Genomic DNA, 11,322 nt, shown 5'->3' with positions numbered 1-11,322 from the left:
CAGCAAATCCCGAGCCGATCAGAGCTCACCGACCGAACAGGAGGCCACCCCCGCGGCACTGACCGCCTGAACCATCACATCGAAGAATCACACGACGACGTCGTACACCACGCCCCTGGACTTGACCTGGTGAAATCGCCCATGACTAGTCGCCTTCCAGAACGAGGGTGGTCTGTTCGCTCAAGATGCCGCCGTTGCCCGAGACGAACGCGCGATTGCAGTCGGCTATTTGGGTAGCCCCCGAACGGCCCATGATCTGGCGGGTGGCATCGCAGATGTGGTGCATCCCGCCCGCGGTCCCGGCCTGCCCGTAACCGAGTTGCCCGCCCGCGGTATTCATCGGGAAGTCGCCGCGGAAGGTCAGGTCGTGCTCGGTGACGAACTGCAGGCCCTTGCCCTTCTCGCAGAAGCCCGCGTCTTCGAGGCTGAGCAGCACGGTGATGGTGTAGCAGTCGTAAATCGACACCATGTCCATCTCGGCCGGGGTCAGCCCGGCCATCGAAAACGCCGACGCCGCAGCCTTGATCATCGGTGTCTGCAACAGCTCGTGGGCATAGGTGGGCGTCTTGTAGGGCACCCGCTCGCCGAATCCCTTGACCCACACCGGCCGATTGGTGCTGCGCCGGGCCAGCTCGCCGTTGGTCACCAGGACGGCCGCACCGCCCATCACCGGCATGACGATCTCCAGCATGTGCAGCGGCGCGGCGATCACGGGGCTGTTGATCACGTCGTCGACGGTGATCGGTGTGTCCTTGAAGATCGCTCCCGGTGTGTGATTCGCGTTGACCCGCTGGTCGACGCTGATCTTGGCCATGGCGCGCTCGTCGTACCCGTACGTGGCGCCGTACAGCGTCGCCACCTGGCCGTAGGGCCCGTTCTGCCCGAGATTGCCGTAGGGAATCTCGAATTCGGCCTGTGGGGAGCCATATCGATTGCTCGAGGCGCCGAAGTACATCAGCTCACTGACATCCAGCGGCTTCTGCGCGCTGACCGGCGTCATCGGCGTCGCGGGGATCACACATAGCACGGCGTTGCACAGCCCCAGTTCGATGGCCGCGGCGGCGCGCCACACCATCGCCACCGCGCTGGCCCCGCCGAGGTCGACCATTTCGGCGAAATTGGCTTTGATGCCCAGATATTCGATGACCGTCGAGGGCACGAAGATCTGCGACTCCTGCAGATGCGTGGTGCAGATGCCGTCCACATCGGCGGCTGAGAGGCCCGCGTCGGCCAGGGTGGCCGCGGCCAGCCGTGCCCACTGCTCGAGGGTGAACTCGAGCGGCCCCGTCGGTCGCTTGGTCGAGGGGAGTTCGGTGTAGCCGACGATCGCGGCCTCTCCGCGCAGACCCATTCCGCTGCCCTTCGTCGAATCATTGCCCAAGAACATTGAGCATGTAATCATATTGAGCGCTTAATGAAAATCTGGCCGTAGGGAGAGGTAGCTCACAGTGGCACTACCGCTGGACGGCAAGGTCGCCGTCGTCACCGGCACCAGCCGCGGCGTGGGACTCGGTATCGCACACGAACTGCTGCGTGCCGGGGCCACCGTCATCGGCTGCTCGCGAGGACCGTTGGACGCGATCCCGGGAGCGGCCGACAACCCGGAGTGGTTGGCCCGCTCGTCGCAACGGGTCTGCGATCAGGGCGACTACCGGGCCATCGACGCGTTCGTCGACGCCGTGGTGGCCGACTACGGCCGCATCGACATCCTGGTGAACAACGCCGGCGGCACGGTACCCGCACCGCACGTCGAGGACATCCCGGAGCTCGTGTCGCGGATCCAGGGCGCACCGGCGGCCGCCGACGACTACGAACGCACAGTGTTGTTCCACGCCTTCGCCATTCAGATGAATCTGATCAGCCCGATGTGGTTCGCCATCCGGGCGTACCGGCAGATGCGCGAACAGGACGGTACCGGCTCGATCGTCAACATCTCCAGTGGCGCAGGACATCCCGCCGGATCGCCGACGCTGGTGTCGTACGGCGCGGCCAAGTCCGGCCTGAACCATCTGACCCGGTCACTGGCCGAGGAATGGGGACCGAAGGTGCGGGTGAACTGCCTGGCGCTGGGGCCGACGATGACCGACAACTTCAAATCGTTCGTGTTGCCCAAAGACGACCCGACGGGGGAGCGGTACTTTCATGCCGTACCCATGCACCGCGCCGGGGAACCTGCCGAAGTCGGCCGGGCAGTGGTGTTCTTGTGCGGTGGGACAGCCGATTTCATCAACGGCACCACCATCGAGATCGACGGCGGCATGATGCCCGGCGTGCTGTACGAGGCGGGCCTCAAGACGATCACGGATCTGCTGTGAAGCGCGTCATCCAATTCGCCACGGGCAACGTCGGCAAGCACGCGCTGCCGATGATCATCGAGCGACCCGACCTACAGCTCGTCGGGCTCCACGCGCACGGCGCCGACAAGGTGGGCCGCGACGCCGCACAGGTGTGCGGGCGCTCCGAGCCCACCGGCGTGATCGCCACCAACGACATCGACGCGCTGGTGGCCCTCGGCGCCGACTGCGTCGTCTACACCTCGCAGGCCGAGATGCGCCCGAGGGAGGCGATCGAGGAGATCTGCCGATTCCTGCGGGCCGGCACCAACGTCGTCGGCACCTCGATGGTCTGGCTGGTCGCCCCGCACCACGCCGACGCGTGGATCCGGGAACCGCTGGCCGCCGCCTGCGCCGAGGGCGGCTCCTCGCTCTACATCAACGGCGTCGACCCCGGCTACTCCGGTGACAGCCTGGTGTACACCGCGCTGACGCTGGCCGGGCGGGCCACCGCGATCACCGTGTCAGAGATCTGCGATTACGGTAGCTACGACGACGCCGAATTCACCGGTGTCAGTTTCGGTTTCGGAACCGCGCCGGATCACACCCCGATCATGTTCGCGCCGGGCGTACTGTCCTCGCTGTGGGGCGGGCAGGTCCGCTCACTGGCCGAGGTACTCGGGGTGACCCTCGACGAGGTGCGCGAGCGGCACGAAAGCTGGGTCACCCCCGAGCCGATCGACTGCACGATGATGAGCGTGGCGCCCGGCCAGGTGGCCGCGGTTCGCTTCGCGGTCGAGGGTATCCGCGACGGCCGGCCGGTCATCACCATGGAACACGTCAACCGGCTGACCCCGGTCACCGCGCCGGACTGGCCCTATCCGCCGGACGGACGCCTCGGCGTGCACCGGGTGGTCGTGCACGGCAACCCCGGGGTGGAGATCAACACCCACCTGGGTTTGGACGGTGTCGACCACAACGACGGCGGCGTCATCTCCACCGCGGCGCGCGCCGTCAACGCCATCGACGCGGTGTGCGCCGCGCCACCGGGCCTGCTGTCGGTCAAGGACCTGCCTGCCGCGCACGCGGACGGGGTGATGTGGTGACACCCAAGATCGCCCCACGACGGCCTCCCGGCGGGAGCCAATTGCGCGCCGACCGCACCCGCGAGGCCGTGCTCGACGAAACCGTGCGCTGTGTGGTCGAGGAGGGGTTCGCCGCGGCCAGCGCCAAACACATCGCCGAACGGGCCGGGGTCACCTGGGGGGTGGTGCAGTACCACTTCGGCGATCGCGACGGCCTGCTGATGGCCGTGGTCGACCGCGGTTTCACCGAGATGCTCGAACTGCTACGCAACCTGCCACCGCCGTCGCCCGCGCAAACCCGGCGCAAACGGGTCGAATTGGTGGTCCGCGCCGCGTGGGAGGCGTTCTCCAGCCCGACCTCGCGCGCCTCGCTGGAGATCCTCATCGGGACCCGGGCCATGCGTGACAAACGCGCCACCCGACATCTCGTCGAATTACAAAGGGCTATCACCGATTTGAGCGGCGACATCGCCCAAGGCCTGGACAGCCCGCACGCCGCCGCCATCGGCGACCTGATCTGGGCCACCATGCGCGGTCTGGTGATCACCCAACTGGTCATGGCGGGCCCGCTGCGCAACACCCGCGAGCTGACGGCACTGGTCGACGTGATCTGCTCATACCTGGATCGACATGGGCAAACACAATGAGCACCAAGCAAAGTCACAGTTAGGTCATAGGCATGCGCCGAATCGGCGCGCCTGAGTGACATTCGCCGCGAGCCGTGGTGATCATGGCTGAATGACCGAACCACTGGGTATCTCCGTGGGCGCAACCAGCCTGGTTGCCACTCGCGCCGGAGCCGCGCCGGTCATCTGGCCCGCCGAATTGACGCTCGGTGACCAGGTGTGGACCGGTTTCGTCGAGCGCGTCGGTGATCCGATGCCGCTGGTCGGCGACGACGGCGTGACTTACCGCGCCGAGCAGCTGCTCGCGCTGGCACTGTCCGCACTGGCCGACGCCGAGGGAACCGGTCTTGCGGCGGTGGCAGGCATTGCCGTTCCGGCGCACTGGGGTCCCGGCCGGCGCGACGCACTGCGTGACGCCATGTGGGCGCTGCCCACGCTGGCCGGCGCCGCGGCACCCCCGCTGCTGGTCTCCGATGCGATCGCCGCGCTGCGGGCGCTACAGCATGATCCGGGGCTGCCGCGCCACGGCGTGATCGTGGTGTGCGCGATCGACGCCGACGACAGCTCGGTGACGCTGGCCGATGCCGGCGCCGACTACCGCCAGATCGGCGAGACCGTGCACCGTCCGGGGCTACCGGCTGACTTCGCGTCGTTCATCGACGACGCACTGAACCAGGCCAGGATCTCCCGGGACAATGTCAGTGCCGTCGCCGCGATCGGTGACGGCGAAGCGATAGCGGTTGTCGCGCAGCAAGTCTCCGAGCATCTGCAGCAGCCGATCAGCGTGTCGGCGCATCCGCAGCTCGACGCGGCGCTCGGTGCCGGCCTGGCTGCCGCACGGCAACTCGCGGCCGATGCCCCAACCGGATTGGCGCCGGCGCCGCTGATCGCCGACGTCGGGCCGCAGTCGGCGACGATGGCCGCAGCGCTGGCCTGGTCCAGCGAAGAGACCCCCGATGAGCCAGTCTCGCAAGGTCAGTCGTACGCCTATGGCGATTACGACTATCGCGGCTACGACGATTACCAGGCCGACGACGACGATCTCGCCATCGTCGGCGGCGACTCGCCGCAACGACGTGGGTCGGGCCTGACCCGCAGCGTGCCCTTGCTGCTCGGCGGTGCCGCGGCGGTGGCTGCCGTTGCCGTCGGTGGCTTCGCCTACACCCTCACCGGCGCCAGCACGCCGGAGACACCGAGTACACAGACGGTCAAACCGGTACCCGCCACCGTGGTCAACTCGGCGGAGCCCCCCGCGGCGCCGCCACCGGCGGCGCCGACCGAAACCGTCACGATGACCAACCCGCCGATCAGCACGGTCACCGAACAGGTGCAGGCTCCGCCCACCCAAACCACGGTCGTCACCGTGGAAACGACGACGACAACACCGCCCACCACCACGACCACGACCACCACGACCACCACGACGACGACCACAACGACGACGCCGCCGACGACCACGACGACCACCCCGCCGACGACGACCACCGACTGGGACACCACGACGACCAGCACCCGACGGCCGTTGATACCCGGGCTGCCCCCACCGCCGCGGATTCCCGGGTTGCCGCCGGCACCGAATCTCAACCTCGGCTGAGCGCCGGGGGTCATTCTCGGCAGGCGCCGGGCACTTCGGTGCGCGCCGCCACGGACTGCGCGGACCCGATGCGGAATGCATCGATGACGACGTCGTCGTCGCGATAGCCGCCGAGATGGTGCAGTCCGGCGGTGGCGCCGATGACCGCGTTGGCTTCATCACCCGTGAGCGGATAGTCCGCGACCGGATGCCGCCAATGCGCGGCGAGCACCGTGGTTTCCGAACGCAGGCGTGGTAGTTCCCGGTCGAGGATCGCTCGCAGCGTCGAGGCGTCGAAGTAGTAGGCGATCTCCGAGATCAGCACCAGGTCGAAATCAGCTGCCGGCCATGACATATCGAACGACCGGTGTAACAGGGTAACGGCATTGCGGCGGCCGCACCGCAGAAGCCGGGCATCCGCGTGCCCCAGCGCCGCCGCGGCGATGTCGGTGGCCGTCACGTGATTGCAGCGAGCGCTCAGCTGCTCGGTGAGCACACCGATCGAGCACCCCGGCTCAAAGGCGTGCCGGTAGCGTTCTTGCGGCAGCAGCGCCATGGTGATGGCGTACTTGCGCCGTTCGTACCATCGCGACCCGAGTTGCCATGGATCGGTCGACGTGGCGTAGAGGTCATCAAAGTACTTCTCGGGCAGACTCATCGGAACACCACCTCGCCGACCTGACGAAGCCGCGAGACGACAAACGACGGCAAGATCGCTTCCCGGTTGACACCGTCAGGGTGGAGCTGGCTGCGGAAGGCCCGGATGGCCCGCTGCTTGCGAGAAGCCGCACCGGGCTCCGACGCGACGCGCGCCGCACGCTCCCAGGGAACGTCGACGTCATCCGGGCGTGCCCAGTGCCACATCCAAATCGGATATTCCAGCAGCACCGCACCGGTGCGGCCGGTGGCGGTTGCTGCGGCGCGTCCGACGGCCTCATGGTCGGGGTGACCGTCCCCGCGCCAGGGGGCAGCGCACCAGATTCCCGCGACGCGGTCTGCCAGGATATCGGTCAACATGTCAGCCAGCCGGGATTCATGTGCGGCCAAACCGCCATCTGGAAGCCCGAGGAAAGCCGGCCGAGGAAGGCCTAATATTTCTGCTGCACAACGGGATTCAGCACGCCGCGCCTCTGTGAGGCGGTCCTGTTCGGGGCCCGAGAGGTCCGGCCATGCCATGCCCCCGTCGCTCGCGATGACTGTGTGTACGTCGATGCCGGTGGCAGCCAACTCGCTCGCCGCCGCGCCGAAGCCCAGCGTCTCGTCGTCGGGATGCGCTGCGACCACGACCATTCCAGGGCAGGGGCCAAGTCCGAGCGGCGGAAACGGGGGCTGCCACCGATGCCACTCTTCGACAGGCGTCCCGCCGCCTGCGATCGGTGCGGCGGCGAACCGGGCGCAGTTGCCGGGCGCGGCGTGGCTCATCGAGCCACCAGGGCGCCCAACGCCGCCAAGTCCTTCTCGGCGTGGCTTTGCCGGACGTACATGCTCAGATCGGCGACGCGGCCGGCGTGCGCCGCATCGAGAGCCAGCGGGCCGGGGCCCAGCGCCCGCGCGGTCCGGCCGATCGCCTCGTCGACAGCCACTTCGACCACGGCGCGCAACCGGCGAGCCGCGACCTCGCCGCAGCCGCTGGGCGGAGCGGTGTCCACCTGGGCTGCGGTGCTGACAAGCAATGCCTGCGCCGCGGCTAGCGCGGCGTCCAGAGCACCGAGATGCGCTGCGGCATAGGGATTGCCGGGCTCGGTCGCTTCGGCCACTGCGCGGTAGAGCGGTGCCGCCACGGCCCGGGCGGCGCCCAGCCAGCAGGCCGCGACGCCGGCCGCGCCGTGCCAAAAGCCAGGCCGGGTGAGGTAGTCGTCGGGGCCGCCGACGGGAATGGCCGGCGCGGCAGTGAATCGCACCGACCGGGTGTCCGAACCGGCCATACCGGCGTTGCGCCAATTACTCGGAAGCGGCTCAACACCTGGGCCGTGCAGGTCGACCGCGTACAGGCCGCGGCTGCCCGTCACGGTGCGCGCGGTCACCAACGCGTCCGCACACAGCCCGGCGCCCGAGCACCAGGCCTTGGTTCCACTGAGGGTGACGAGGTCACCGCGGTCATGGACCTCGACGGACGCGTCGGGGGACTCGGCCGCCCACACACCCCACAACCGACCCGGGACCACCGGCGGCCCACCGAGTTCGGCCAGAATGGCAACCGCATCGGTGTGCGCCTCCGCGAGCCGGCCCGCGACCACGTCGATCTCGCAGAGGCTGGCCAGCTTGTCCCAGCGCACCAGAGTCTGGCCAGAACCAGGTAGGGGCAGGTCCAGCTCACCGGCGTCCAGCCAGCGTTGGACGAGGGTCATGCCGTCTCGCGTTCCGGCCGGGCCAGCACGCCGCGCAGATGGGCGGCGAATCCCGTTGGGGCCCGCCCGATCTGGCGCGCCGACGTCACCACCGATAGGCGGGTGTCGCGACGGATACGGTAGCCGGCGACTTCAAACCGGCGGACCAGGTCGACGTCCTCGTCGCTCGTCAGTGCCTCGAATCCCCCCACGTCCCAATACGCATCGGCTGCGAAGCCCATGTTCGCGCCGTGAATGTGGTCGTGGCCGCGGTCGGAGTGGATCTTGGCGCGATACGCCCGGCGGTAACGGCGGACCGCCGCGGCGGGGATCTGCCGCCAGTTCGCGATCCGCACGACACCGAGCACCATGTCGGCCGCCGCCGTGAGTTGCCGCACCAACCAGTTCGGGTCGACGCGGCTGTCCGCGTCGGTGGTGGCATACCAGGTGTGCGGCCCGGCCAGGCCCTGGGTGCGCGCGTAGGAGAATCCGGCGGCCCGCGCCTCACCGACGCTGTGGGCGTCGATCTCCACGAACTGCACTGTGGGACCCCAGCGGTCCGCAAGTGCGCTGCTGCCGTCGTCACAGCTGTCCAGCACCACGACAACGGTCACCGGGACATCGGCCCGCGCAGCAGCAGCCGAGATGGCCGTGAGGCATTCCGGCAGCGCGGACTTCTCGTTGTGGGCGGGGACGACGATCACCGCGCGATCGAAAGCAGCAGCAGTCACGCCAGCGGATAGCCGGTACGCGAGGTTTTCACACTTCTGGTGCCTGCACCGGCTCAGGTCAGCGGGGTGAGGCCGGCCCCGGTCAGCACGTAGCCGGCAGCGGACCGGGCGGGGTCGGCCGTCACCACGTCGATCATCGCCTGGCCCGCGATCTCCGGGGTGATCACCGGTTCGAGCTGCTGAACGAACGCCTCCTCGGTCAGTCCGCCCTGGCGTGCGTAGGCCCGAATGCCCGCTTGTCCCACGTCACCTGCCGGTGTCATCCGCGGCAGCACAGTCGTGAACGTGATGCCCAGATCGGACCGGTCGGATTCCATCTGTGCGTATTGAGCGATGAATCGTTGAGTGGCTTTGGACCCGGCATAGCCTCCGCTGAGCGGGGATCCGTTCAGCGCCGCTCCGCTGCTGACGATGACGACCCTGCTTCCCCGCGGCAGCGGCGTGCGCAGAATTTCCCGTGCCCAGGTGAAGGCGATCTTCACGTCAGTGTCCCAGTTGACCGAGAACGTCTCCGAGGATTGGTCCACCAGCTCGCGCATCACGGGGGTGGCTCCCGCGACGATGATCACGGCATGCGGCTCATGTTCGACGAGTACGCGACGCGCCACGGCGGCGTCGGCGGCGTCGGCGGCGGCTCCGCGCACATTGGGATGTCTGTTCGTCAGCTCGGCCAGTGCTGCTCCGGTTCGGGCAAGCGCGACCACGTCGGCACCTGATTCGGCGAAGGCGGTGGCGATGCCACGCCCCAACCCGCGGCTGGCTCCCACCACCGCCACCTTGAGTTCTGGCAGTTGCGTCATGTTGATCCGTTCCGTCCGTGGTTTCTTCACTGCCCGACCGGCGAGCCGGCGAGGGCGGCGTACTGCTCTTCGAGTGCCTTGGCGGCTCCGACTCGCCACTGCTGCGCCAGTGACTGCGACATGGGGTCGGGAAAGATCTCGTCGCTCCCGATCTCGATTCCGTCGAGGATCGCGCCCGCCACGAATTCCGCTGTGGCCTTGGGGATGTCGAAGCCCCGCGTCATGTCCGTGTCCACGGGGCCGGTCAAAACCGCCTGCACGCGTACGCCTTTCGGGGCGAGCAGCGCCCGTAACGACTGGGTCAGATTGAAGGTTGCGGCTTTGGAGATGGAGTAGGCCGGGATGAGAGGCAGCGGCGCAAGTGCGTTCAGCGACGAGTTGTTCACGATGGTCCCGCGTGATGCGAGTAGCTTCGGCAGGAATGCGTCGACGACGTCGTAGGTTCCGAAGAAGTTCACGGCGAGGTGCCGTTCGATGACAGCTCGGTCGGACAAGTCGTCGTAGACGGCGACGCCGGCGTTGTTGATCAGAATGTCCAGTGAGGCGACTTCCTCGGCGGCCCGCTGAATCTGCTCCCGGTCGGTGACGTCCATCGTCACCGACCGGATCCGGTCGTCCTGGTCGGTGAACGGCCGGCGTGTGGCGGCGTAGACACATCTGGCGCCTCTGTGCAGGGCTTCATGTACCAGTGCCCGACCGATTCCGCGATTGGAACCGGTCACGAGCACCGTCTTGTCCGCAATGGGCATAGCTCCTCCTCGGTAGTGAACAAACCTGTCGAAGAGGTAGATGCGGGCTCCGCTCTGAAGTGGGCGGCGATTTCGCGATCACTTTTGCGACTCCCGAACGTCAATACACGTGGGCGCCGCGCTGGGCTGGCGACACGTGCGAGGTGAAGCGGTGACATGGCATGGCAGGAAATCTGATCGAACGGGCCCGGGCCGGCGACAGCGACGCGTTTCGGGTGCTGACCGAACCGCATCGTCGCGAACTCGAGGTGCACTGCTATCGGATGCTGGGCTCGTTGCAGGACGCGGAGGACATGGTTCAGAACACCTTGTTGGCGGCCTGGCGGGCATTGGACGGCTTCGAGGAGCGGGCTTCGGTTCGCACCTGGCTCTACCGGATTGCGACCAATCAGTGCCTGAGTGCGCTGCGCTCGGGCAAGCGACGAGAGGCTGCGGAGGTCGGCATCACCGGGACTGAGCTGCCCGAGCCGACACACTACGGCGAAATCATGTGGCTCGAGCCCATCCCGGACCACCTGCTGGAATCCGTGGATACGTCCGCCCTGGGGCCGGAAGCCGCATACGAGCAGCAGGAAGCCATTTCACTGGCGTTTGTGACCGCGCTGCAGTTACTTCCGGCGCGCCAGCGCGCGGTGCTCATCCTGCGAGATGTGCTCGGCTACCGCGCCGGCGAGGTGGCCGAGATATTGGGCGCCACAGCCGCCTCAGTGAACAGCGCGCTGAAACGGGCCCGTCAAGCTGTAGGCGGTCGGAGCCGGGACTCTGAACCGCCAGAACCGAATTCGTCATCAGAGCAGGCGCTGATCGCGGACTTCGTTCGCGCATATCAGGCCGGCGACGTCGAGGCCCTGGTTGATCTGTTGACCATGGACGTGCGGGTGTCCATGCCGCCGATCCCGCTGGAGTACCACGGGCTCGACGCCGTCGCCGGCTTTTACACGAACGTTTTCTCAACCCGCAGATACCTTCTCGTGCCGACCCGTGCCAATGGTCAGCCGGCTTTCGGGCTGTATCTCAGGACGGGCGTCGACGCGGTTCGTCACGCCGCCGGTCTGCTGGTCCTCGATCTGGCCGGTCAGCGGATCTGCGGGCTGACCCGATTCGACAACGATGTGATGCCGCGATTCGGACTGCCGCGAACGCTGAGTGACTGATTCG

The 11,322-nt window shown here is 67.6% G+C and carries 12 protein-coding genes; 5 read left to right on the top strand and 7 right to left on the bottom strand.

Going from position 1 to position 11,322, the window contains the following annotated elements:
* Nucleotides 1–145: 145 nt before the first annotated feature.
* A complete protein-coding gene (locus tag HPC46_RS25830; protein WP_179475044.1) occupies nt 146–1,351 on the bottom strand; it encodes a thiolase family protein in 1,206 nt (401 codons plus the stop codon).
* 97 nt (nt 1,352–1,448) lie between these two features.
* On the opposite strand from HPC46_RS25830, the gene HPC46_RS25825 reads away from it, so the two are divergent.
* The 4 genes from HPC46_RS25825 to HPC46_RS25810 all read left to right on the top strand — a co-directional run bounded on the left by HPC46_RS25825 (nt 1,449) and on the right by HPC46_RS25810 (nt 5,578).
* Nucleotides 1,449–2,315, top strand: a complete 867-nt coding sequence (locus HPC46_RS25825) for an SDR family NAD(P)-dependent oxidoreductase (RefSeq protein ID WP_179475038.1) — start codon at nt 1,449–1,451, stop codon at nt 2,313–2,315.
* The gene (locus tag HPC46_RS25820; RefSeq protein ID WP_179475037.1) at nt 2,312–3,379 is read left to right on the top strand and encodes an NAD(P)H-dependent amine dehydrogenase family protein; all 1,068 of its coding nucleotides are present in this window, start codon (nt 2,312–2,314) and stop codon (nt 3,377–3,379) included. Before HPC46_RS25825 ends, HPC46_RS25820 begins: the two co-directional genes overlap by 4 nt.
* Nucleotides 3,376–4,005 (top strand): TetR/AcrR family transcriptional regulator, encoded by a 630-nt coding sequence (locus HPC46_RS25815; RefSeq protein ID WP_325096772.1) that lies wholly within the window; start codon nt 3,376–3,378, stop codon nt 4,003–4,005. Before HPC46_RS25820 ends, HPC46_RS25815 begins: the two co-directional genes overlap by 4 nt.
* A gap of 91 nt (nt 4,006–4,096) precedes the next feature.
* Nucleotides 4,097–5,578: a hypothetical protein gene (locus HPC46_RS25810; protein WP_179475035.1), complete on the top strand. Its 1,482-nt coding sequence runs from the start codon at nt 4,097–4,099 to the stop codon at nt 5,576–5,578.
* A 10-nt stretch (nt 5,579–5,588) separates the two neighbouring features.
* Here the strand turns inward: HPC46_RS25810 and HPC46_RS25805 are convergent, their stop codons facing one another.
* From HPC46_RS25805 to HPC46_RS25780, 6 genes are read right to left on the bottom strand one after another with little or no spacing between them, the layout of a single operon-like run.
* On the bottom strand, nt 5,589–6,215 hold the full coding sequence (locus HPC46_RS25805; RefSeq protein WP_179475034.1) for an SAM-dependent methyltransferase: 627 nt from the start codon (nt 6,213–6,215) through the stop codon (nt 5,589–5,591).
* Complete coding sequence (locus HPC46_RS25800; RefSeq protein WP_179475033.1) at nt 6,212–6,979, bottom strand: PIG-L deacetylase family protein; 768 nt, start codon at nt 6,977–6,979, stop codon at nt 6,212–6,214. The genes HPC46_RS25805 and HPC46_RS25800 overlap by 4 nt, the downstream gene beginning before the upstream one ends.
* Nucleotides 6,976–7,905 (bottom strand): acyl-CoA dehydrogenase family protein, encoded by a 930-nt coding sequence (locus HPC46_RS25795; RefSeq protein WP_179475032.1) that lies wholly within the window; start codon nt 7,903–7,905, stop codon nt 6,976–6,978. Before HPC46_RS25795 ends, HPC46_RS25800 begins: the two co-directional genes overlap by 4 nt.
* On the bottom strand, nt 7,902–8,615 hold the full coding sequence (locus HPC46_RS25790) for a glycosyltransferase family 2 protein (RefSeq protein ID WP_325096771.1): 714 nt from the start codon (nt 8,613–8,615) through the stop codon (nt 7,902–7,904). The genes HPC46_RS25795 and HPC46_RS25790 overlap by 4 nt, the downstream gene beginning before the upstream one ends.
* 53 nt (nt 8,616–8,668) lie before the next feature.
* Nucleotides 8,669–9,415, bottom strand: a complete 747-nt coding sequence (locus HPC46_RS25785; RefSeq protein ID WP_179475031.1) for an SDR family NAD(P)-dependent oxidoreductase — start codon at nt 9,413–9,415, stop codon at nt 8,669–8,671.
* Nucleotides 9,416–9,441: 26 nt separating this feature from the next.
* On the bottom strand, nt 9,442–10,164 hold the full coding sequence (locus tag HPC46_RS25780; RefSeq protein WP_179475030.1) for an SDR family NAD(P)-dependent oxidoreductase: 723 nt from the start codon (nt 10,162–10,164) through the stop codon (nt 9,442–9,444).
* A gap of 161 nt (nt 10,165–10,325) precedes the next feature.
* Between HPC46_RS25780 and HPC46_RS25775 the strand changes: the two genes are divergently transcribed.
* Nucleotides 10,326–11,318, top strand: a complete 993-nt coding sequence (locus tag HPC46_RS25775; RefSeq protein ID WP_179475029.1) for a sigma-70 family RNA polymerase sigma factor — start codon at nt 10,326–10,328, stop codon at nt 11,316–11,318.
* Nucleotides 11,319–11,322 lie beyond the last annotated feature (4 nt).

It is taken from the genome of Mycolicibacterium vinylchloridicum (genome assembly GCF_013404075.1).
Lineage (GTDB): Bacteria > Actinomycetota > Actinomycetes > Mycobacteriales > Mycobacteriaceae > Mycobacterium > Mycobacterium vinylchloridicum.
Note: the sequence above shows the minus strand (reverse complement) of the source record. Positions and strands in the feature narration are given on the sequence as shown.

Bases quoted from the DNA above. Each gene is read 5' to 3' on its own strand.
- HPC46_RS25830 (WP_179475044.1), bottom strand. From the start codon at position 1,351: ATGGGTCTGCGCGGAGAGGCCGCGATCGTCGGCTACACCGAACTCCCC.
- HPC46_RS25810 (WP_179475035.1), top strand. From the start codon at position 4,097: ATGACCGAACCACTGGGTATCTCCGTGGGCGCAACCAGCCTGGTTGCC.
- HPC46_RS25805 (WP_179475034.1), bottom strand. From the start codon at position 6,215: ATGAGTCTGCCCGAGAAGTACTTTGATGACCTCTACGCCACGTCGACC.
- HPC46_RS25800 (WP_179475033.1), bottom strand. From the start codon at position 6,979: ATGAGCCACGCCGCGCCCGGCAACTGCGCCCGGTTCGCCGCCGCACCG.
- HPC46_RS25795 (WP_179475032.1), bottom strand. From the start codon at position 7,905: ATGACCCTCGTCCAACGCTGGCTGGACGCCGGTGAGCTGGACCTGCCC.
- HPC46_RS25785 (WP_179475031.1), bottom strand. From the start codon at position 9,415: ATGACGCAACTGCCAGAACTCAAGGTGGCGGTGGTGGGAGCCAGCCGC.
- HPC46_RS25780 (WP_179475030.1), bottom strand. From the start codon at position 10,164: ATGCCCATTGCGGACAAGACGGTGCTCGTGACCGGTTCCAATCGCGGA.
- HPC46_RS25775 (WP_179475029.1), top strand. From the start codon at position 10,326: ATGGCAGGAAATCTGATCGAACGGGCCCGGGCCGGCGACAGCGACGCG.